Origin of the sequence: Mesorhizobium sp. B2-3-2, from assembly GCF_006442295.1 — a bacterium.
In the GTDB taxonomy this organism is placed as follows: Bacteria; Pseudomonadota; Alphaproteobacteria; order Rhizobiales; family Rhizobiaceae; genus Mesorhizobium.
Window position 1 is genome coordinate 67,533 of sequence record NZ_VFWA01000014.1, and the last position, 22,335, is coordinate 89,867.

A 22,335-nucleotide genomic window follows, 5' to 3' on the forward strand; every position below is an offset into this window, starting at 1 on the left:
CGAATGCAACACAAATGACGCCCCGCTGCGCTGAGGGTCCCGTCGCAGGGGGCTGCGTCAGGCCGGTGCCTGGCATGCTGTACTATCCTAGCGCCCCCCCTCGACGCGGCCGGCCTCTGGGCGAAGCGTCAGGATTTCTTTGCGCCGACCAATTCGTCCCACTTTCGGAAGGCGGCGATCATCTTTTCCGGCGGCAGCGGCAGTTCGATCGGATTATTGGCGATGAGGCCGGCATACTCGTCCCTGCCGAAGCGTTTGACGATGTCCTGGCTGTGCTGCGGCGCCATGGAGACAGGCACGTTCTTCACCGCCGGGCCGGGATAGAGATAGCCCTCATCATAGGAATAGGCCTGCGCTTCGGGAGTGAGCAGAAATGCCATCAGGTCGAGCACCACGGCGAGTTTGTCGTCGGAGATGCCTTTCGGAACGCACATGAAAAAGGCGTCCGAAACCCAATGGAAGCCCTTGAGCGTGCCGATCCTTGCCGATTCCGGCACGATGCCGAGGGCACGTGGATTGATATCCCATCCCGTGGTCGAAATGATGATGTCGCGGCTGCCTTCCCCGAATTCCTTCATGGTGACGCCGGTGCCCGCGGGATAATAGTCGATATATTGGCCGATCTCTGCCAGATAACCCCACGTCTTCTCCCAGCCGCCGACGGGATCCTGCGGATCCTTGTCGCCGAGCAGGTAGGGGAGACCCATCATGAATGTGCGGCCAGGGCCGGAATTGGTGGGCCGCGCATACATGAAGCGGCCCGGATTGGCCTTGGCCCAGGCTAGCAGCTCCTCGACCGAGCCGGGAACCTCCTTCACCCGCTCAGGCGCGTATTCGATCAGCGGGCCGGAAGGATAGTAATTGACGACAACGCCATATCCCGCGCCCTGCTTCTTGTGCAGGGCCAGTGCGGCCGGTTCGTAATTGTCCTCGATTTTGGGGAACTTGTCGTTGAAGTTCGGCAGAATCTTGATCCATGTGCCGTTGGCCAGGCCTGCCGCCAGACCGTCGGAGCCGGTCAGCACCATGTCGATATCGACGCGGTTGGCTTCTTGCTGCGCGCGCAGCTTTCCGGCAAGCTCGGTCACCGGCGCCTTGGTGAAGACGATGCGTTCGGTGCGCTCGGGATATTTCTTGGCGTAGTTTTCGAAGGCCGGCTGCGAAAGCGCCAGCGCGCCGCCCACGTCCATCACCGAAATGACGACCGGCGATGCGGGCAATTTGGGTGACTGCGCCCAGGCGCCCGTCGTGCCGGCGAGGAACGTACCGCCAATGCCGCCAAGGATGGCGCGGCGATTCACCTTGAGTTCACGACCAGTCATGGCTGTCTTCCTTCCCATTTTGTCGTTTGCCGATTGTATCCGCGTTCTTCCTCTCCGACGCGCGCACGGATGATGGTCATGTCGGGCGCCCACTCGATCTCGCTGGCGGGCACGCGAAGGCCATGCGCGTCCAGCACCGGCTGCAGCAGCGCCATCACATTTGCCGAGGCCATATCGACAGCCTGTGCGAAACCTGCGATGCCCCAGCGCACCAGATTGCGAACGGCGTCGTCCAGCCGCAGCGCCGACCCGGCGAGCCCGATGCCGCCAGGAACGCGGACCGAGCCATCGGCGCGGCTCTCGACCCGCATTCCGGCAAATTCGTAAGAGCCGTGCGGCGCACCGGCCGCCGAAACGGCATCGGTAACCAGGATCGACCGGTCCAGCCCTTTTGCCCGGATCAGCGACTTCAACGCGCCTGGAGGAACGTGAATCCCGTCGGCGATGAATGTCGCGGCGAGACGGTCTTCGGCCAGTTGAGCAAACAGGGTATTGTCCAGTTTCGGCAAGGTTTGCGGCAGCCCGTTGCCGAGATGGGTGGAAAGGACAGCGCCAGCCGCCGCGGCCTGCGCCACGAGCTCAAAGCCGCAAGCCGAGTGGCCGATCGAAACAAGGATGTTGCGCCGGTTCATGGCCCCTATGAAAGCAATGCCGCCTTCCACTTCGGGTGCCAGCGTCGTCAAAAGGATCGGGCGCTTGAGCAGCGACTGCAGGCGCTCAATGAGAGCAGGATCCGCAGCGGTCATCGCCGAGGCGGGATGGCATCCGGAATAACCCGGGGCGGGATTGAGGAACGGACCTTCCAGATGATAGCCGGGGCACATGAGGGGACCGAGGCGGCTTTCGGAAACAGCCTTGTCGAGAGCGCTGAACCGCGCCGACAATTCGTCAGGCCTTGCCGTGATGATCGTCGGCAGGCACGCCGTCACGCCGCACGCCAGAAGGGCCTCCAGCGCTTCGTCGAATTCCGCCGCCGTCAGGGTCCCCGAGTTAAAGTCGACGCCGGCGAAGCCATTGACCTGCATGTCGACCAGACCGGAAGTAATCATGATGCGACCGATCGCCCAGGTTCCCTATGCGGAGACTACACGGCCCGATACCGCTTGCAAGCCATTTTTGAATAATGATATCCAAAAATAAGAAGGAAAAGAATCCCGGCATGCTGACACTCCACACCGCGGATTTCGAGGACGCCCGCCAACGCGACTGCGCACGCGTCATCGCCAGCCTGCACGAAGGCGGCGGCAAATCCCGCGCCACGCTTGCCGCCGAATTGGACATGACCTCGATGGCGACCTCGCGCGCCATCGCCAACCTCGTCGGCAGGGGCATTATCGAGCAGAGCGTCGGCCAGGTGAGCGGCCGTGGCCGCCCACCGGCGCAAATCGTTTTGAACCCCGGCTGCGCGGGGGCGACCGTCCTTCTTGTTTCCAGCCAGGAACTGGTTGGCGTCCTTGTCGATTTCCGCGGAAGTGTCCTCGCCCGGCAAACCGCCCATGTTCCGTCCGACGCCGATTCGGCCCGCATGACCGCGACGATGCGCGACCTTGTCGCCGGTCTCATCGGCAGCTGCCCGTCTGGCATGCATCATGTCGGAACGTCGGTTGCCGTTTCGGGCATCGTGGACGTGAAGACCCGGACGTGGATATTGACCTCGCGATGGCCGAACGTTCGCGATTTCGACGTCGGCAAGGCGCTCGGCGGCCTCACACCGCGCGTGTTCCTGTTTCGCCAACTGGATGTCGAACTGAGCGCCCGATACGCCGCGCCGGACATGGAAAGGCTGGAAAGCGCGTTCATTCTTCATTGGGGCTGGGGTATCGGCCTGGCCTATCGCGGCAGCGACGATGCGCCGATGCGCCAGGGCGGCCCCTTCGGCGAAATCGGCCATTGGCGTTTCAACGTGCTCAAGGATCGCCCCTGCGGATGCGGCAACCGGGGCTGTCTCGAAACAGCAGCTTCGCTCTCAGCCCTGTTGCCGGTCATACGGGAGATATATCCGTGGGCTTCGGGGGAGGAGGAACTCCTCTCCAGCCAAATCGAGACGATGGAGCTGACGGATATTCCCGAAATCCGGGTCGCCGTCGATCTTATGGCGCGCGCGCTGGGTAACGCCTGCAGGCTGCTTTTTCCCGAGAAGGTGTTCATCACCGGCCCGTTTACCTGCAATGCTGGACTCTACCAACTTCTACACTCCCGCTTCGAGGCGGAAGGACTGGTCGGCACCTTGCGCCTGCCGACCCTGATCTCCGATCGTTCCAGCCTCGACTACGTCGTCAAGGGCGCCGTGCAACCACTTCATGAAATCGCCGTTCGCGTGCTGCTCGGCACACCGCAGGGGAAACCGAATGGCGCGGCGCGGAGCCGGCGGAATGGAAAGCGGCAAGGGGCCGATGCCCTGACGCGAAGCATCTGAATGGATTCACGCGGCGGGTTCAGAGGTCCGGGAACAATCTCGATGCCCCGCACTTCTCACGTCCTGAGGAGAATGTTGCGACGGGCGAAGCTCGCTGTCTAGCGGAGGTGTTCGAGCCGGTTGTCAATAACGAGTCGCACAGCGAACATGCCGCATTTGGCCATGTCTTCGACGTTTTCTTCTTTAGGCCAGGAGGGCATTCCCGCGACGTTCCATCTCCGCCGGATCGAGGTCCTCCTTCCACGACAGGAGCACCCAGACGTGGCCGAAGGGATCGCGCACGGTGGCGGAACTGGCGCCATAGAACATATCCGTGGGTGGCTGAATCTCTTCCGCGCCAGCCTTGACCGCGCGCCGCAGCAAGGTCGCGTTGTCATCAGTGAAGATGTGAAGGCCAGCCGTGCAGCGACCAAGTGTCCGCGGCTCGCCGTATAGTCTCTCGTCCGGATCCCCGATCATGATCGCGGCTCCGCAGATCAAAATCTCGGCGTGCATGATTTTGCCGTCTGGGTGGGCAATTCGGAACAGTTCCATCGCTCCGAATGCCCGCTCGTAGAATGCGATCCCATCCGACGCCCCGTCGACATAGATGTGAGGGACAATCGCGTTTCGATATCTCTCCGGTCGTTCAGTCATCTCGATCTCCTCGCGCCAAATATCAGAGCGCTCGCTTGCGGTGCACAAGCCGGCGAAACGCTCTTATAAGACCCGGCGGAAGGTCCGCCTCAGTTCGGCCACCGCACCGCCGGAGACCATCAACCGTGCGTCGACACGATCCGTTCCGGGTTCCACGCGATCATCTGCTCGATTGCCGCCGAAGCCGGCGCCGGCTCGACTTGAAATTCCTCGAAAATCGAACGGCGCCTCTCTTTTCCAACACGGCAGGTCGGCAATAATCCAGGCCGACTTCAACCCGGAGACTGTCCTGATACTTCCGGCGATCAGCGGCTGGCGCGTTAGGCGATACGATCCTTCAAGCGAGAGCCCGGGATAATCGCCGGCATGAACCACGGATGCCGAGATAGAGCGGGATGGCCGAAGGCGGTCGGAAGTCGAACGCCGTCCGCGACTGCTCGCCAATGCCTCTAGACGCCAAGATGCTGCTGCAGCAGCCCTGGCTGTGTCTTGAGCTCGGCGGCCGGGCCCTCATGAGCGATATGGCCGTTGTTGATGATATAAACGCGGTTCGCGAGCGCCAGCGTCGCGGCGATGTTCTGTTCCACCAGCACGATTGTCTGACCTGCCTCGGCCAGTTCGCGGCAGGCGCGCACCAGATCGTGCACAATGACTGGAGCAAGTCCTTCGAAGGGTTCATCAAGCAAAAGGATCTTCGGGTTGCGCACCAATGCACGGGCTATGGCCAGCATCTGCTGTTCGCCACCCGAGAGATCCGTGCCACGGCTGGTGCGCCGTTCCTTCAGCCGTGGGAACATCGTGTAGATGCGTTCCAGCGGCCAGCGGTCGTCGGCGGTCAATCCGGCCAGAATGATGTTTTCCTCGACACTCAGGCTGCCGAAGATGCGCCGATTCTCGTGCACGAGCTGCATGCCTTCCCGAGCGATGCTGTGCGCCTTCCTGCCTACCAGCTCAACCCCGTCGAGTTTAACCGAGCCGGCCCGTGGCGTCACCACGCCCATCAGGCTCTTCAGCGTCGTCGACTTGCCCGCGCCGTTGCGCCCGAGCAGCGCCACGACCTCGTTCTTCCCGACCCTCAATGCGACGTCGAACAGGATGTGACTGTCGCCATAATAGCTGTTCAACGCTTTGACTTCGAGCAGGCTCATGCCACCTCTCCATGTACCCCGCCGAGGTAGGCTTCCTGAACCTTTGCATTGGTCTTGATCGCACCGGGCATGCCTTCGACCAGCACCCTGCCCTCCTGCAGGACGGTCACTTTCTCGACCAGCTCGAAGAGCGAATCCATGTCGTGGTCGATGATGATCATCGTGCGTCCACGCGCGATTGACTTGAGCAGCGCCACGGTTTCGACGCGCTCGCGCGGGCTCATGCCCGCAAGGGGTTCATCGAGGAGGAGCAGGCTCGGCGACGTCGCCAGCGCAAGACCGATCTCCAGCCGCCGCTTCTCGCCATAAGCCAGTGACGAAACAGGCCGATCGAGCCGCGCCGTAAGGTTCACCAGCGCCGCCGTTCGCTCGACCTGCTCGTGGAGACCGGGAACGCGGTGGATACTCTTGAACAGATCAAGCCGGAACTTTCCACGCGCCTCGCCCAGCGCGGCAATCATCAGGTTCCGCCGCACCGTCAAGCGGTCGAACAGCTGGTTGATCTGGTAGCTCTTGGTGAGCCCGAGCTGGCACACCTCGGACACGCCCATGCCGGTAATGTCGCGGCCCGCCAGCATGATGCGGCCGGAGGTCGGCGCGATCTCGCAGGTGAGCATCTTGAAGAACGTGGTCTTGCCCGCGCCGTTGGGCCCGATGATGCCCCGTATCTCCCCGTGATCGACGCTGAAGTCGATGTCGCTATTGGCCGTGATGCCGCCATAGCGTTTGGTTAGGCCCTGCACCTGCAGGATCGGTCCGGATGCTGGCGCAGTGCCATGCCGGCGCGCCGGCATCGGCTCGATCGCGGTCACGATGTGCGGCGTGCTCTCTGTCGCGGTCTCTGCCGCTTCGATGCTCTTGCGGCCGCCGGCCAGCCCATAGAGGTCGACGATCGCACCGACGATGCCGCGCCGCAGGAAGCAGACCAGCAGCACGAAAACGACGCCGAGCACCAGCTTCCATGTCGCGCCGAGATGCAATGTGTTCTGGAAAAAGTCGCTCAGGTAGAGCCACACCGTCGCGCCCACCAGCGGTCCGAACAGTGTGCCGGCACCGCCGATCGCCGTCTGCATGACGACCTGGCCGGACGTGTCGAACATGAAAGCGTCCGGCGGCATGAAGCCCTGCATGACGCCCAACAGGCCGCCGGCAAAGCCGGCATAGATCGCCGCAACCACGAAGGCCGTGAGCTTGTAGCCGTGGACGTCATGGCCGAGCGCCGCGGCGCGGAGCGGATTGTCGCGGATCGCCGAAAGGATCGCGCCAACCGGCGAGCGTACGATGCGAAGTGCGACGACAATGCCGACGAAATACCAGAACGCCAGGAAAGTATACATCGTCCAGTCGGTGTTGAACTCGAGCACCGTGAAGCCGAGGTTGACGACGGGGGTAGGCACGCCGGGCAAGCCGTTCTCGCCGCCCGTGAATGCCGAGAGCGGATTGAACTCGACAAAGAAGAAGACTTCGGCGATCGCCACCGTGATCATGGCGAAATAGATGCCGGTGCGTCGCAGGGCGATCAGCCCGATCACATAGCCGACGACACCCGACACGACGGCGCCCATGACAATGGCAGCCATGACATAGGGGAAGCCGGCTTCAGTCAGCAGGTAGGCGGCGAACATGCCGCCAGTGCCGTAGAAGGCCGACTGGCCGAAGGACAGCAATCCCGTGTAGCCGAACAGGATGTCGAAGCCGATCCCGAACAGGCCCCATATGAGGATGCGATTGATCGTGCTGGGCGAGAAGCCGAGATGGGGCAGCACGAAGGGCGCCAGGACGAGCGCCAGCGCCGTCAGAAGCTCGACAAGGAAGGGATGTTTGATGTTCATGGCCGACCGCGTCTACTCGCGCCCGGCCGTGCCGAGCAGCCCGTGCGGGCGAAGCACCAGCACCAGCGTCATCGCCACGAACAGCATGACATAGGAATAACCGGGATTGAACATCGACGTGATGCTAATGATTTCGCCGGCGATGAGGCCGCCGAGGATGGCGCCGGGAAAGGAACCGACGCCGCCGATCACAACGACCACGAAGGTCTGGACCAGTATGGCTTCCCCGACATCGGGCGCGATCGACACCACGGGTGCGTTGACAATGCCGGCGAAGCCGGCCGCCATGGCTCCGATGCCGAAGACGAGCATGAAGATCTTGTAGACGTCGATTCCAAGCGAATCGACCATTACCGAATCCTCGATGCCTGCTCGCACGATCATCCCGATGCGGGTGCGATAGAGCACGACATAGAGCATCAGCAGCGCCAGGGCGACGATGCCGAGCAACGCCAATCGGTAGGTGGGATAGACCATGAAGCCCAGATGGGTGATGCCGACCAGCGAGGCGGGCGGCGGCACCGTGCGCGAGAGGCTGCCGAAGAAGAAGCGGACCGTCTCGACGAAGACGATGCCGAGCCCGAACGTGACGAGAAGCTGGTCCTCGAGCGGCCGCGTGTAGAAATGGCGAATGATCAGCCGCTCGATCAACACCCCGACGATCATCACGAACAGCGATCCGGCCGCCACCGCGGCGAGGAACGAACCTGTGTAGGTGTAGGCGAGCCAGCCGGCATAGCCTCCGAGCATGAACATCGCGCCGTGGGCAAGGTTCAGGACGCCGAGCGTCCCGTAGATGATGGTCAGCCCGGAGGAGATCAGCGCCAGAAGCGCGCCGAGCACGAGCCCATTGAAGCACTGCGAGATGAAATTTGCCCAGTTGATCACTCTGCGCCCACCTTAATCATGAAAAATATGCCCTGCCCTCGCGCCAGCAAGGGTTTGGCAGAAAAGTCGCGAACAATCGACATCCCACCGACCGCGGGACGATGAACCGTCTGCGCCCAGCCAGAGCCAGTCCCGGTGCGAGCGCCTTCTCCGCCCGTGTCGGGCGGAGAAGGCGCTGCCGGGTATCAGGTGTAGCTGCCCAGGTTGCAGCCGAACTCGTCGGGCTTCTGCATCAGCGGCGCGCCATCGACCACCTCGACCACGTTCCAGTAGTCGTCGTCGCTCTTCATGTCCTTGGGGTCCTTACCCTGGACGAGTACGACCGGTCGCACGCACTGATGGTCTTCCGGCCGGTAGTGAACGTCGCCGACGAGTGAAGGGATGGTCTCACCCTTCTCGTATTGCTTGATGACGTCCGGCGGATAGAAGCTACCGGCCTGCGACACCATGCGCGCCCAATGAGCGAAGCTGACATAGGCGTTTTCGGCGCCCCATTCCGGCCGGTAGCCGAACTTTTGCTGGAACGCGTCGACGAACTGCTTGGCGAGCGGATACTTGTCCTGCAGGGTCCACCAGAAATCGGTAGCGGCAAAAACCCCGGCTGTCAGTTCGGGGCCCACTTCCTTGGCAAGGAAGGGGATCTGGTAGGGGATGACCATCTTCATGTTCGGAGTCAGGCCGAACTGCTTGGCCTGCTGGATCGACAGCACCGCGTCGCGGCCCCAGTTGACGTTGACAATGAATTCGGCACCCGAATTGGCGATGTTGGTCAGATATTGGCTGAAATCCTGGGTGCCCAACGGCGAGACCTGGTCCGTCACCATCTCCCATCCGCCCTGAGAGGTCAGGTAGTCGTTCACCGACTTGGTGACGGTGTGACCGTAAGTGTAGTCCGGCGTCATGAATGCCGCCTTCTTTCCCTTTCCGTAGGTCTTCAGAAGGATCGGGCCGATCGCGTTGGCCGCGGTCTGGCCGTAGAAGTTCTGGCGGAAGCCGTAACGGACGCAGTCCTTGCCGGTTGTGTCGTTTGAGCCGGAGATCCCCGCGACGTAGAGGATCTTCTCGCGCTGCGCGAATTTGTTGAGCGCAACCGCGACCGCCGATGAAGTCGAGCCGGTCATCAGGATGATGTTGTTTTGGTGGATGAAATTCTGCTCGAGCTCGACGGCCTGGTTCGGCTTGGCCGCGCTGTCGGCGGACAACAGCTCGACCTTCTTGCCGAGCAACCCCTTGTCGACCTTCGGCGCCAACGCCTTCATCAATTCATGGCCGTTGTTGATGTGGTCGACCGCCAGCTGCCAGCCCTTAAGTTCGTCAGCACCTTGCACGGCATAGGCACCGGTAAGGGGCACCGCGGCTCCGATGTAGACGGTGTCGCCCGCCGACCCGGCCGGCCAGGTGCCTATCGCGGGCTTGTCGTCGGCCGCAAAAGCCGCGAAGCTGGATAAGGGCAGAACCGCACTACCGAGAAGTCCTGCGCCCACGTGCAGCATGGTACGGCGGGATATATTGGAAGTATTTTGATCGTCGAGCGGCATCAGCTGTTCCTCCTTAGCGTGGAGCCGTCGGAAGGCTCTCATTTGTTGTTCCCGGAAACCGGTTTTTTTCAGCGAAACGCTGAAAATGGCCTATTTGCATGGGCATTCGCAGTGGCGTAGGCCTGGCAGTCAATACAACTTTCGTTTGATGATTCTGTTCATTGATCTGGATTAATAAGCATAGGAAAGTTTCATTGAAGGTCATGAACATTTGGAGCTTGGCATGCCGCTGACCGGCCACCCGATCGTGACCCGACTGACGCGTGCAATGAAGCTGGATTCGCTAGACATCAAACGTCTTGAGGCAATCTTCGAGCGCGATCTTACCATTCGGAAACGGGAGGAACTCGTCGTTCACGGCTCCGAGTTCCGAAACCTGTGCTTTGTTAAAGACGGCTACGCGATCCGCTACAGGTTGCTGCGCAGCGGCAGGCGGCAAATCCTGAAGCTCATCCTGCCCGGTGATGTCATTGGCTTCCCGGTCAGCTTTTTCGATCGATCCACTTGCGCGGTCGTTGCCGTGAGCGAACTGACCTACGCCGTCTGCTCGTTCGATGCTTACGTTCGCCTCTGCTACGAGCAGCCCCAATTCGGTCTGGTGTTAAGTTGGCTCGCCGCCCAAGAGGCCGCGACTTATGCGGAGCACATCGTCAATCTGGGCCGGCGCACTCCGATTGAAAGGCTGGCGCACCTTTTGCTGGAGATTCACGCGCGTCTCCTGGAGGTCGAACGCGCCGACGAAGCAAGTTTCGATTTGCCGTTTTCACAGGAAATCATGGCGGACGCGCTCGGGTTGAGCGTGCCCCATCTCAATCGCGTCATTCAGCAATTGCGCGCCGAACAGCTTATCACCAGCAACGCGCGCTTCATCGATTTGACCGATCTTGCGGGCCTTCGAAGACTGGCTCAGTACCAGCCGATGTCCCTTGTTCCGATCCCGGTGCTGAAGCAGCGGGAATGAAAAGCGTCCCGTCGATCATATTAGCACCCTGCGTGAATTCCTTCACATACAAATCTCACCCGCGGCGTACAAGAGATGACAGAGCAGGCAATTTAGTCTCTCTTTCGGATAGATCATAAAGAAAACAACGAAGATCAAGTCCGAAGAGGAAGTTGGTTTTGAAAGCTAAGCCAATTTCGTTCTCATCACGAATTTTTGTGATGTCATCAACCAAAGGGAGAGCAACATGTATAAGATCATTACAGCTGCGTCTGCATTTTTCATCCTCACGGCGCCTTCGTTCGCGATCGACTCGACGTTCGTCCACAGTCTGCGAGCCGACAATGGTGACTTCGAGGCCCCGGGTGACTTGAAGGGTCAACATTCATTGGCTTCAGAAGAACCGGTGTATGGCTTCCCGACCGGATCGATCGGATTGCCTGGTGGTGCTGCGAGCTCCAAGTGCATGGGGGTCAGCCCACACCAGTACGATCCCGTCAGCCCGGACTGCCGGAATTGATCCAGATAAGAGCGGTGGCGCTAGCCACCGCTCTGCCTCCTTGAGCGGGTACCGACTGACCGACGGACTACTAAGAAAAGCCCGACCATAGGTCGCGCGACAGCCGTGGCACGTCCAATCCGCCTGGGACGGTGTCAGGATGCTGAACGGAGGCCCCCAGTTCGTCACCACGACAGGTGGAGGACTATACCTTCACGCCGATTCGGTCTTCGTTGCGCAATCTGATCGCGGCTCCGATGCGCGCGCGCCGATTGCGAACGGCGACATCAGTCATCGTCCTGTGACTCGGCGATGTGACGCAGCGCACCGGTGTTCGTTATGCGCAGGCCGCCACGCTTGATTGCGATGATCGAACGGTTGCGCCAATCGTTAAGCGTCTTGTTGACGGACTCGCGCGTGGCACCCAGGAACTCCCCCAGCTCGGACTGGGAGATCGGTATCCAACCTGAGCCATCCGCCATAACGCCGGCCAAAAAGACCAGTCGTTTTGCCAGCCTGGCCTCAATGCCGAAGAAAGCCTGATCGCCAAGTTCGCCGCTGACCCAACGCAGCCGTGCGCACAAAAGCTCAATCATGGCGCGTGCCAGAGGTGGGTTTTTTTCAATGCGATCGAAGAGCTGCGTCCGACCGAGCGAGGCCAGATCGCAAACGGTCAGACAAGTGGCGGTTGCGGTGCGCGGGCGCCCGTCGAGCGCGCCGATCTCTCCGACCAAGCTGTGCGAAAGCTCGATATTGGCCACCAGCTTCCGGCCTCCCGGCGAATACATCGAGATCTCCACCGTCCCGCTCATCACCCCGTAAATACGATCGGATGGATCTTCCTGGACGAAGAGAATCTGGCCCGCCGCGTGGCGTTCAACCTTGCAGCCGCCGAAAAGAAGATCGAACAGGCGCGGATCGATCCGCGCAAGGCGCGGCAGATCATTTCTTTCGTTCGCGCCGCCAAAAGCCATGTCGCCCCCAAGTTGCCGATCGGATAACTCCAACGCAGAGACTATCTTAGGTCTTGTCTTGCCGACGCCTCAGCTCGGCCGCAATGATCGACTGATCCCTGCGTAACGAGAGGCGCCGTGCAGCCGCGAGTGCTTGCCGCCAAGTAGAGACGGCGCGGTCACCGCGCCCGTCCAGCCAATGAGCCACGCCGACCCACAGCCCATACTGAGCGGTGCCGACAGGAAACGCCCGGCGGTAGCGCTTGAGCTCATGCAGCGCTTGGCGCTCCCAGTGGCGCCACTGGTCGTACTCGCGCGAGAGGCCCGCCTCCCTGCCGCGCAGAAGCACTTCGCACACGCCGGCAATGCCGGGCAGTGTGCTGTGCACAGTCGGCCGACGCATCTCGCGCAGTAGGCGTAGCGTCTCGACCACAGCCCGAAGGCTCTCAGCATGGAGCCCGACCCGTGCAAGCGCGAGCGCGAGCGACCCTTTGGCGGAGACCAAGTCGGCGAGATCGGCGGACCCGGCCATAGCGGACGTGGTCAGCCGAAGGATGTCGACCGCTTCACGGGGGCTATCCGTGTGGAGCACGCACAACGACTTGCATCGGAGCGCCCAAATCTCTTGCTGGAGGTTTCCGCTGTTCTGCGCACGGGAGAGCAGCGCTTGGGCGGTGTACTCCAGCGCACCCAATTCACCCCGGTAGTACATTGACCAGAAGCGCATGGCCTGGGCGTTGCACCAACTTAGTTGATCGCCCGCCTTTAGACATAGCTCTTGGGACTGATCCAGACGACGATCTACCATCAGCCAGTCACAACGCCCGATACGCCAGAGCGCATCGAGATTACACAGGTGGGCATGGACCGCTGGATCTGCGAGCGCAGTCACCACCCGTTCTGCCCTTGCCATGAAGTAGTTGCAAGCGCGCCGGCGCCCCAGAATTCCCAGCCCGCATGCCAGTTGGGCGGACGCGACCACCATCTCCATGGTGAGCCCCGTGCGCTCCGCATGGGCGACAGCCGCGACGGTGTGGGAAAACGCTCGCGAAAAGCGAAGCTCGAAATAGTCCACGACCGCCGCCTGGTTAAGGCAGCGAGCTATTTCTCGCTCCCAGGAGTCCAGCACACCTCCCTGAGTTGACCATAGCGAAGGAGGGAACACCTGTTGGAACGCGAGCAGCATTCCACCCCCAAGCAGTCGCATCAAAAGAGCTGCCGAGGAACGTGGAACCGGCGTGCCCGCCAAGGTGAGGGCGCGCCTCACCGAAATGCCCTGAGCATGGAGGTCGCCGCGACTGTAATGAGCCTCGCCGAGCTGCCTGCGCCAACGCACCGACTGAAGTCTTTGCTCAGCACTCCAAGGTTGCTTCGACTCGTATCTCAAGCAGATTTCCAGAAACGCCTCGACCTCTCGAAATGCACCGACCTGCAGCGCCTTGATTGCTGCCAAATTGGCATATTCAACTGCCTTGAAATTGTTTCCGGCGGCCTCAAAATGCTGAACGAGGGCCGCGACATCCGCGCCCATGGCGGCCGACTGGCTCGACTCGATCCAGGCGGCCAGAGCTGCATGAAGTCGCTGTCGCACTTCACTGGGAATTGAACCATAAACGACGTCTCGGATTTGATCATGACGGAACTCGTAGTTGCCTGATCCAGTGCCCTGACGCACGAGATGCGCCGCCACGAGCGACTCGACAGCTGCACCCACACCGTCGTGATCCAACTCGCCCTCGAGCAACGTCGCCAGGGCCTCGCCGGTAAATGAACGCCCGATCACGGCCGCAGCCCTGAGAACGTGCTGGACTGAGGTCTCCAATCGATCAACGCGCTCCCGAATGACCCGATCGACACCTTCGAAATATCGGAGGCTCTCGAGCGGGCGGATCGGACACCACAAACCATCGCGTATGGCGATGAGCCCCTGGCTCTTTAATGTCAGCGCTATCTCCTCGGCGAAAAACGGATTGCCACCGGCCAAGGTCGAGACCCGTCGCGCCAGTTCGCCATGTGGGGGCACATCCCCGAGCGTGCGGGCGACCAGTTCGCAAATCGACGCCTCGCTGAGTTCCTCAAGATCCAGGATACGACACAGGCGCGCGGGATCGTCAGGTTCCGTTCCGGATGTATTCCTTCGTGGGGCCTCGGCTCGCCTTCGTAGGTTTTTTAACTCCTCCGGAACTTCGTCCGAGCGTACGCACAGGACCAGAAGCAACGAGGACAGAGATGAGAGAACCCACTCGACGAGGCGCCACGATGCCGAATCCAGCCACTGACTGTCCTCCAGGACCAATGCCAACGGCCGCGGTGCCAAGTTATCCATGAGATCACCCAAAAGGCGCATGGTGGCATCAGCGCGATGAGGTCCCTCCAGATGTCGCGTCCCGTCATTTTGGGGAATTTCGATGCTCAAAACATCACCTAGCAAGGGCAGTCGCCCAACGAGCGACGAATTGCCCTGAACCCGTTGCGTGACGACCTCAAGCACCGCAAATCCATCGCTGTCGGACGGTAGGCCGAGAAGAGACACAAGCACCCGCCGCCATGGCAGGAGCGATGTCCGGCGATCGTCACGTTCGGCGCGCGCTGTCAAAACCTCGGTTGCAGTTGAGCGCAGTTCATCCGTGAAAGCTCTGATCAAAGCGGTTTTTCCAATGCCCGATTCACCCAAGACAACGAGCAACCGCCTGCCTCCACGGCGGGTCTCCTCGAACGTACGTTTCAGGAACTCCAGTTCGCTCCGCCGGCCAATCAGCGGACTAAGAGGTTGAACCGGAGCGCGCGGATCCATGGGACAAAATACCGTTGCCATGTCCCCAAGTCCGTCCAGTTGCAAGGTGCCGTGTTCTTCGAACCAAAACGCCGCCCGGCTGGCTCGCTCTGTCGGTGCATCGCAGAGAACGTTTGCCGATGCCGCCGTCATAAGCCGCGCCGCCCGATTCACGGGCGCGCCGATCACCATGAGCTGGCGCCGACGTGCGCTTCCGACAACACTAAAAAGCGCATCGCCGGTAGCCACCCCCATCGACGCGGAGAGGCCCAAGCGTTGGGCCGTCAGACGGATCGCGCGAGCAGCATCGACGGCACGGCAAGGGTCGTCGCGGTGGAAACTGCCTCGCGCTCCGAACGTCGCAAAGAAAATCAGGCCTTTGTCGTCAAAGAGCAACTCGCCGGCCGGCCCATCCCGCGAACGCAGATCCTCCTGGAGGGTCGCGCATAGCAATTGATAGCGCGCAAGCGCCTGAGGTTGGCGGTGGTCAAGTCCGGCAATTCGCGCGAAAAGGGCGGTGATCGGTCTAATCTCCGCCAGGGCGTCTAAGCGGGCGGTCGTTGGACGATCTTCTTCGGAACGGATGGCAATGGCGCTGTCCGCAGCAACTGACCGCAAGTCGGCTTCGGACAGCAGGTCCCTGAGTTGCATAGGCAGGAACCTTGCCAGCCAGCCCGGAGGCGGAGAAGCCAGTGTAGGCCGACTGCGCCGCGATTGAGACGGCTGCGCAAGGGCCAAGTTGGCTTTGTCGGAAAGTACATATTCCCATCGGCGCGCAGCCGATTGGGACTGAGCGGCCTGCATGATGGCATCTCCACCTGCAAAGAGGGTCCAGACCGGCTGACCGCCCAAAGCCGCCGCCCAGAGGGGCCCCGCCCCTACTCCAACATGCAGCGCGGGTGCGATTTCAGCTGTTCCGTTCTCCAAACGCTCATTCCGGCCGCCGCAGATTGCCTTGGCACAGGCTGTCGCCGCTCGCACCGCGCTTTCAAGTCCGCGGACATCCGCCGACCAGTAAGCCAGCAGTTCGTCGCCGGCGAGGTACAAAATCTCGCCTCCACGATTGTATACTTGCTCTACGCATCGTGCGTAGGAGTGACTAAGCAGGCTCGGGATTCTTTCAAGTCCTTCTTGTCCCCGTCGTGTTAGTTGCTCGACCAAGGCCGTGTATCTGGACACATCGACAAACACCACTGCAGCCGGGAATTCGACGGCTACTGGGCCGTCCGCTCGAAGTGCGTGAATTCTACCGAGTAATTCCAGCGGCAGAAAACTCTCAAGTAGCTCGCAAGTACCCCTCATGGGTTCCTTCCCGCAGCCGTGCCCATAGTTTCAGGCAGAGAAAGGCACCGCCGACCGCGCACTTCTTAAAGGGAATGAATATCGTCCCCGATAGATTGCGTGACTTCCTGACGTTACACCAAATTTCGTATATGATTGATACCTAAATTAGGGAGGACGCATTGCCTGTGCACATCAAGGCAGCGCCGGAGCCGCCACGTGCGACGACTTGGCTCTCGCGCGGACTTGAGGCGTTGGTCCACGATTTTCCGCAGATCGCTGATACGCCAAGGACACGCGTCAAGGGCGGATATGACTTTGATATTGTCATCGTTGGCAGCGGCTATGGTGGCTCGGTGGCTGCCGCCGAACTGAGTAGCTGCAAGGATGTGCAAGGCCAATCTTTAAAAATCTGCATGCTCGAACGCGGCAAGGAGTACCTGGCTGGAATGTTCCCTTCGCGATTGGCCGATCTGGGCGGCCACGTCCGCTTTGCCACCCCCTTTGCGAAACGCCAACGCGGCGTGTTCGATGGTCTTTACGACTTGCGCTGCAGCGATGACGCGGTAGCTCTCGTCGCGTGTGGCTTGGGTGGAGGCTCATTAATCAACGCCGGCGTGATGGAGATGCCGCTGCCGGAGATTTTCCGGGAAGCACGCTGGCCCACCAAAATCCGTAGAGATACGAAGCTCGCAGAGACGGCTGAACGGCTGCGCGATTGGTTGGGAGCCAAGCCGATACGTACCACCACCAAGCCTTTCTTGGCCAAGTCCGAAGCAATTAGAAATTTGGCTGGTGGCAAAGCACGACCCGCTCACATAACCGTCGCTTCCGATTGCCACACCAACCACGCCGGGGTCGCGATGAGCGAATGTCGCCGTTGCGGCGACTGCGCCACTGGTTGCAACTACAATGCCAAAGAATCCCTTGACCTGAACTTGTTGCGGCTGGCTCGACAAAGCGGAGTACGAATCGTCACTGGCGCCACCGTCTTGCGCGTTTTGCCCTCGTACGAAGGATGGCGGTTGGACGTCAATCACACGGATGGCCATCTACGCGATAACCAGCGGGAGCCGTTCGCGCTGCTGGCGAGGCGCGTGATCCTTGCAGCAGGCACATTCGGCTCGACGGAAATTTTGATGCGCTCGCAAAATCGCGGGGTAAAGTTCTCCGATCAGCTGGGACGCAAGTTCTCCGCCAATGGTGACATGCTCGTGGTTGCTCACGATTTGGCGGCAAGGGTGAATGGCGTCGCTGACGAAACCGAGGATCCGGCCCCAAACATCAAAAGCGAGGATTGCGGTCGCGCGGTCGGCCCGACGATAACCGCAATGATCGATCTGCGCGACGGGAACGCGGCTACTGACCTGGTGATCCAAGATCTTGCCGTACCGGGACCGCTGCGCCGCCTGTTTGAGGAAAGCGCCACCACATTCGATGTGCTCAATCGCGTCGCAGATGGCGACTGGGCGAAGCATGAACCAAATCCTTCACGGGCAGACGACGCAGCCGTCAATCCTGCCGCCATCACCAACTCCCTGGTGCTGGCCATGATCGGCCGCGACGACGCGGAGGGAGCACTGGCTCCAGGGGCCTCGAGGCAAAACAGCGTCGATGAGATGCAAGACGATGCTGACGAAATGCGCGCCGACGGGATGCTCACGGTGCGCTGGCCGGAGTTGCGACTGGACCCCCGGCTGGAGAACCATCATGCGCGCCTTGGCAGATTGCTTCGAGAGTCGGGATTGGGGGGACGGCTGGTGAACAACCTGCTGTGGCGACCTTTGTCCGACAGGCTCGAAGCCGTGTTCGGTCGCCAACGCGGGCCGCTGCTTACAGTTCATCCCCTCGGGGGCTGCGCCATGGGTGACGACGTTCGCCAAGGCGTGACCGATCATTGCGGCCGCGTGTTCGATGCCGCCGCGATCGGCCGCAGACGCACTCACGCAGGGTTGATCGTGCTCGATGGCTCGGTCGTGCCCACGTCTCTGGGCATCAATCCCGCCTTGACCATAGCCGTTCTGGCATTGCGAGCGATCACCGAGCTCAAGGGGGAATGGCAACTCAGTGGCGGTCGTTTGACCAATGCGCCCTTGCCTGGGAACTCTCGTGGCGAAACGCGGCCGATTTATTCCACGCCGCGGACGAATGCTACACCTACGCCTACCAGCATCGAACTGACCGAACAGGTGCGCGGCAAGGTCCCCCTGGCGGTGCGCGGCAGAGGTGTGAAACCGCATACCGTCGAACTGACCCTGACCACCAAGCCGGTGGCGCTCACCGATCTCTACGCGCTGCAAACGCCCCGTGGACGCTGTTTGCCGATTGCCCATGGTCGGCTGCGCATTCTGCGTGCAGGAAAGGAGTTCGACCCCATTGCAGATCAGGCCTATGAAAGCGATGTTGCGCTCGAGGCTGAGATCTCGGGATCGCTCCACCTGTTCGATCTGGAAGAATCGCGTCCCGTGCCTCGAATGCTGCGCGCTGTCCTTGCGTGGGCGCTCAACCGCGGGATGCGCGACTTTGCTTACCGCTTGGTCCGCCAGGGCCAGGAATGGTTGCGTCTCACGCCACCTAGCGGAGAGCCGTCCCATCTCAGACTGCTCGATATTCTGCACCTGTGCTCGCGTGCAGGCGGGGTGCGCCTGATCGAATACGATTTGCACATCGACAAGGTTGTCGAGCCGGAAGATCTCGGCACGGGCGTGAGGTTCGATAGCTCTTTGTTCGCACAGAAGAAAATCAGAGGGGTGAAGCGGCTCACATATGCATGTGGCGCCAGCCCTTGGACGCAGTTGATGGAAATGTCGGTCGAGGCGTTCCCGCAGATGCGCAAGGCCATCGTTGGCAAAAAGCTGCCCTCGCTGGAACTGAATAAGCGATACCTGGCGCGACAGGGAGTGCCATTGCTGCGAATAGTAGACCAGCAAGACCGTGTCGCAGCACTGGCAGATCTGGCCTCTTTCATCCTCTACGGCTTTCGCGTCGTGCTTCAGATACATGCACTGAGTTTTCGCCGCCCCGACCCGCCATCGACGCATGAACCGCAACGGCTGCCCGGGGCAGTGCCGGGCTTACCGGCGCCTCAGATCGACTGGTTGACTTTGGACGGCAAGCGAAGTCCCCCGATCCGCATTCGCCTGGCCCGCTATGACGGCAGGTCCGCAAAGGCGATCGAGAACGGCGTCCCGAAACGCCCGGTCTTGCTTGTTCATGGCTACAGTGCGAGCGGCACCACATTTGCTCATGCCGCCGTACCCGGCAACCTCGCTCAATCGCTGTGTGATGCTGGGCGCGATGTCTGGGTGCTCGATATGCGATCGAGTTCAGGCCTGACTACCGCCACGGGCGGTTGGTCTTTTGAGGAGATGGCGGAGAATGACATTCCGATCGCCATCCAACACGTGCTGGCTGCGACAGGGCAGGAAAGGCTCGATGTCGTCTGCCATTGTATGGGCGCGGCAATGTTCAGCATGGCAGTGCTTGGCGAGCACGATCGAAGGACTTTGCACAATAAGATCGGGCGCGTGGTTTTTTCACAAGTCGGCCCGGTAATGCTGTTGAGTTCGGCAAATGTGCTCGCCGCATACGTGATGCGATATGTGCGTTATTTTCTTCAGCTTGATGACTATGTGTTTAGTCCGCATGGCGATATCTCGCTCGCCGGTCAATTGCTCGACAGAGCGCTCTCGGCAATGCGGCTGCCGCCCGACGAGTATCGGCGCGAGAATCCCCTCTGGCCCCCAGGCAAAGCAACGCCTTGGGTCGGCACAAGACATCGGATGGACGCGCTCTATGCACGCACCTTCTCGCTCAACAATCTCTCTGACCTCGTACTCGACCACATCGACGATTTCTTCGGCCCGCTCAGCGTCGAGACAGTCTCGCAGGTCATACATTTTGCTGGCTTCAACACCGTGACCGATCGCGCCGGCATAAATCGCTATGTGCTGCCGGACCGGGTGAGGGATCGACTGAAGTTCCCGATGATGTCGATCCATGGAGCCGAAAACGGTTTGGTCGACCCCTCAACGCTGACACTGATGCGAAATATGCTCAAAGGGGCCGGCGTGCCGCACTTGAACTCATCTCTGCATGCGGTCGAGGCGGTGCAATCGGAGGAAGAAATCAGGCATCTTATTGACAAAAGCGGCCAGTTCCTGGGGCTCGGCCAACCGTCCTACCTGACCTGGTGCATTGCCGGCCACGGTCATCAGGATTGCCTGATCGGCAAAGACGCCTCGTCGATCTGCGGTGTTATAGCGAAATACCTTGGAATGCCGGATATGCCGGGCTCCCTGGAGGACAAGCCATGACGCGTTCTCTCCCCTTTGAAGCCAGGGCGCCCGTCTTCGGGGTGCGCGTAGGGATCGAAGCGGGCAAGATCCTGGTGCAAGCGGCCGATAGCGGAGGGCGGGGCGTGCCTCATGCAGCCCTTATTGTTCCCGTTTGCGCAAAGGGCGACCGCCTGCACATGATCGATCCGCCGGCTACGAGCCCTGGCGACGAGAAAGGACAGAGAAGCGACAGCCTCCATGATTGTCTCCTTCCGTACTATATCGAGCAACCCGCATCTCCCTACGTATTTGAAGTTCCGCTCCACAAGTGGCCTGAAGCGCAGCAGGTACTCGTCTTGCTGCTGTACGTTCAGGCGCAGGGTATTGGCGGCTTGGCTCGGTTACCGAAACTGCCCGACGCGACGGAATCAGCATCTGAAATCCCCGACAAAGGTTCGCATGCCGAGTACGCGGTGGAGAGGGCCGCCGAGGCTATTCGGTATGCGCTCGAGGCTGACACATTGGATGATTTGCGAGGTGGCCTGATCCTCGGCAGGCCTGGAAGATCACACAGAAGCTACCGCCATAAGAGCCCAGTCCGGACGGTATCGAACCTTTCATTCGCTCTCGCAAGTTGCCAATACCCCAGTGATTTCCTCGATCACATGCCCGACGGTCAGCATGCAACACGAGGGCCCGCGGATGCGTCTCTGCTCGCGCTCGGCGATCTACTGGGCAAACCCGGCGCTCCCACGTTGCTGCTGCTGGCCGGCGACCAAGTATATGTCGACGCTACGGCAGGGCTTTTCGACCCCAAGGCGACCGATGACCGATTCCGAATACCCTACGAACGCCGAGGCCAGAGCCGCGGTGTGAAGGCGGTGATGCAGCGCTTGGACATGGCGGTTGAAATGATGCTCGATGACCACGAGTTGCGCGACAATTGGGCAAAAGACCCCGACCCGGCGATGCGCAAGGACGATCCCGTCATAAAGCCTGGGAAGCTAGCTTACTTCAGGTATGAACGTGTCAAGGCCGGGGTACTGGAAAAGCGCCTGCCGGCACACATCTGGCGAGACGATTTAACTCACAACGGGACGCCATTCTTCCTTTGCGACACGCGGACCGAACGTGAAGGACGGACGGTTTCGAACTGGTGCAAAGCGCGGATTATGGGTCCAACCCAATTCGCGAAGCTTCGTGAATGGCTTATCAAGCCTGAACACGCCGAAGTGCCCAAATTTGTTCTCACATCCTCGGCAGTGCTGCCGCGGCGGCGGGAGGTGGCCGAGCACCCCACCTGTGCCCTGCGTTCGGACGCGTGGGATGGATACCCGTTCTCCATGCACGCGCTGCTCAGGTTCGTGTGCGACAAGGAAATAAAGCGACTGGTATTCCTGTCAGGTGACGAGCACGTGAGCAGCCTGGTCACCGCCCGTGTAACAAACAGCAAAACCGGCAAGCAGAGCATCCTGCATTGTATCCACAGTTCGGCGCTGTACGCGCCTTATCCGTTTGCGAACGGAACTGCCGACAATTTCCAGGCCAATGAGACTTTTTACTTTCGCGATCCCGATCCTAAGAACGGGCCGTATTGTTGCGAGGTGCAGACAAGTTTCGCCCCTGGCGACGGTTTCGCGCTTGTAACGACATGCCGCCGCCGGTCGCATTGGCGTCTAGATGTCAAGTTCCACGACAGCAGGGGGCTCAAGGAGAATGGAACCTTCACGCGCGACTTGGAGTAATAGCTGCGCGTGAAATACAGCTTCACTCAGCTTTTCTCGCTATGCCAAGCGGCCCGCGCTCGACCAGGCGCGGCGGCAGTTATTTAT

14 protein-coding genes are annotated in these 22,335 nt (G+C 60.7%); 5 read left to right on the top strand and 9 right to left on the bottom strand.

Features of this window, described 5'->3' with window-relative positions; genetic code table 11:
- Positions 1-128: 128 nt before the first annotated feature.
- Positions 129-1,322: an extracellular solute-binding protein gene (locus FJ964_RS24675; protein ID WP_140552812.1), complete on the bottom strand. Its 1,194-nt coding sequence runs from the start codon at positions 1,320-1,322 to the stop codon at positions 129-131.
- On the bottom strand, positions 1,319-2,371 hold the full coding sequence (locus FJ964_RS24680) for an N-acetylglucosamine-6-phosphate deacetylase (RefSeq protein WP_140552813.1): 1,053 nt from the start codon (positions 2,369-2,371) through the stop codon (positions 1,319-1,321). The genes FJ964_RS24675 and FJ964_RS24680 overlap by 4 nt, the downstream gene beginning before the upstream one ends.
- A 110-nt stretch (positions 2,372-2,481) precedes the next feature.
- On the opposite strand from FJ964_RS24680, the gene FJ964_RS24685 reads away from it, so the two are divergent.
- Positions 2,482-3,738, top strand: coding sequence for an ROK family transcriptional regulator (locus FJ964_RS24685; protein ID WP_181172607.1), 1,257 nt, complete (start codon positions 2,482-2,484; stop codon positions 3,736-3,738).
- Positions 3,739-3,921: 183 nt separating this feature from the next.
- Here the strand turns inward: FJ964_RS24685 and FJ964_RS24690 are convergent, their stop codons facing one another.
- From FJ964_RS24690 to FJ964_RS24715, 5 genes are all read right to left on the bottom strand, one after another.
- Positions 3,922-4,374 (bottom strand): VOC family protein, encoded by a 453-nt coding sequence (locus tag FJ964_RS24690; RefSeq protein WP_140552815.1) that lies wholly within the window; start codon positions 4,372-4,374, stop codon positions 3,922-3,924.
- 449 nt (positions 4,375-4,823) lie between these two features.
- The gene (locus tag FJ964_RS24700) at positions 4,824-5,522 is read right to left on the bottom strand and encodes an ABC transporter ATP-binding protein (protein ID WP_140552816.1); all 699 of its coding nucleotides are present in this window, start codon (positions 5,520-5,522) and stop codon (positions 4,824-4,826) included.
- Positions 5,519-7,354, bottom strand: coding sequence for a branched-chain amino acid ABC transporter ATP-binding protein/permease (locus FJ964_RS24705; protein ID WP_140552817.1), 1,836 nt, complete (start codon positions 7,352-7,354; stop codon positions 5,519-5,521). Before FJ964_RS24705 ends, FJ964_RS24700 begins: the two co-directional genes overlap by 4 nt.
- A gap of 12 nt (positions 7,355-7,366) precedes the next feature.
- Positions 7,367-8,242 carry a branched-chain amino acid ABC transporter permease gene (locus FJ964_RS24710; protein WP_140498479.1) on the bottom strand — a complete coding sequence of 292 codons (876 nt, stop codon included), beginning with the start codon at positions 8,240-8,242 and terminating at the stop codon, positions 7,367-7,369.
- A gap of 185 nt (positions 8,243-8,427) precedes the next feature.
- Positions 8,428-9,780, bottom strand: coding sequence for a substrate-binding protein (locus FJ964_RS24715; RefSeq protein ID WP_140552818.1), 1,353 nt, complete (start codon positions 9,778-9,780; stop codon positions 8,428-8,430).
- 223 nt (positions 9,781-10,003) lie between these two features.
- Here FJ964_RS24715 and FJ964_RS24720 point away from each other — a divergent pair, with 223 nt between their 5' ends.
- Both FJ964_RS24720 and FJ964_RS24725 read left to right on the top strand, forming a co-directional pair.
- Positions 10,004-10,741: a Crp/Fnr family transcriptional regulator gene (locus tag FJ964_RS24720; RefSeq protein ID WP_140552819.1), complete on the top strand. Its 738-nt coding sequence runs from the start codon at positions 10,004-10,006 to the stop codon at positions 10,739-10,741.
- Between the two features lie 226 nt (positions 10,742-10,967).
- Positions 10,968-11,240, top strand: a complete 273-nt coding sequence (locus FJ964_RS24725; RefSeq protein WP_140552820.1) for a hypothetical protein — start codon at positions 10,968-10,970, stop codon at positions 11,238-11,240.
- 266 nt (positions 11,241-11,506) lie between these two features.
- On the opposite strand, the gene FJ964_RS24730 is transcribed toward FJ964_RS24725, so the two are convergent.
- Positions 11,507-12,193 (bottom strand): Crp/Fnr family transcriptional regulator, encoded by a 687-nt coding sequence (locus FJ964_RS24730; RefSeq protein WP_140552821.1) that lies wholly within the window; start codon positions 12,191-12,193, stop codon positions 11,507-11,509.
- 46 nt (positions 12,194-12,239) lie between these two features.
- Complete coding sequence (locus FJ964_RS24735; RefSeq protein WP_181172608.1) at positions 12,240-15,992, bottom strand: adenylate/guanylate cyclase domain-containing protein; 3,753 nt, start codon at positions 15,990-15,992, stop codon at positions 12,240-12,242.
- Between the two features lie 422 nt (positions 15,993-16,414).
- On the opposite strand from FJ964_RS24735, the gene FJ964_RS24740 reads away from it, so the two are divergent.
- Positions 16,415-20,542 (top strand): GMC oxidoreductase, encoded by a 4,128-nt coding sequence (locus tag FJ964_RS24740; RefSeq protein ID WP_224713194.1) that lies wholly within the window; start codon positions 16,415-16,417, stop codon positions 20,540-20,542.
- Positions 20,539-22,248 (top strand): alkaline phosphatase D family protein, encoded by a 1,710-nt coding sequence (locus tag FJ964_RS24745; protein ID WP_140552824.1) that lies wholly within the window; start codon positions 20,539-20,541, stop codon positions 22,246-22,248. The genes FJ964_RS24740 and FJ964_RS24745 overlap by 4 nt, the downstream gene beginning before the upstream one ends.
- The last annotated feature ends 87 nt before the right edge of the window (positions 22,249-22,335 follow it).

Bases quoted from the DNA above. Each gene is read 5' to 3' on its own strand.
- FJ964_RS24715 (WP_140552818.1), bottom strand. From the start codon at position 9,780: ATGCCGCTCGACGATCAAAATACTTCCAATATATCCCGCCGTACCATG.
- FJ964_RS24745 (WP_140552824.1), top strand. From the start codon at position 20,539: ATGACGCGTTCTCTCCCCTTTGAAGCCAGGGCGCCCGTCTTCGGGGTG.
- FJ964_RS24685 (WP_181172607.1), top strand. From the start codon at position 2,482: ATGCTGACACTCCACACCGCGGATTTCGAGGACGCCCGCCAACGCGAC.
- FJ964_RS24720 (WP_140552819.1), top strand. From the start codon at position 10,004: ATGCCGCTGACCGGCCACCCGATCGTGACCCGACTGACGCGTGCAATG.
- FJ964_RS24680 (WP_140552813.1), bottom strand. From the start codon at position 2,371: ATGATTACTTCCGGTCTGGTCGACATGCAGGTCAATGGCTTCGCCGGC.
- FJ964_RS24725 (WP_140552820.1), top strand. From the start codon at position 10,968: ATGTATAAGATCATTACAGCTGCGTCTGCATTTTTCATCCTCACGGCG.
- FJ964_RS24675 (WP_140552812.1), bottom strand. From the start codon at position 1,322: ATGACTGGTCGTGAACTCAAGGTGAATCGCCGCGCCATCCTTGGCGGC.
- FJ964_RS24700 (WP_140552816.1), bottom strand. From the start codon at position 5,522: ATGAGCCTGCTCGAAGTCAAAGCGTTGAACAGCTATTATGGCGACAGT.
- FJ964_RS24705 (WP_140552817.1), bottom strand. From the start codon at position 7,354: ATGAACATCAAACATCCCTTCCTTGTCGAGCTTCTGACGGCGCTGGCG.
- FJ964_RS24690 (WP_140552815.1), bottom strand. From the start codon at position 4,374: ATGACTGAACGACCGGAGAGATATCGAAACGCGATTGTCCCTCACATC.
- FJ964_RS24730 (WP_140552821.1), bottom strand. From the start codon at position 12,193: ATGGCTTTTGGCGGCGCGAACGAAAGAAATGATCTGCCGCGCCTTGCG.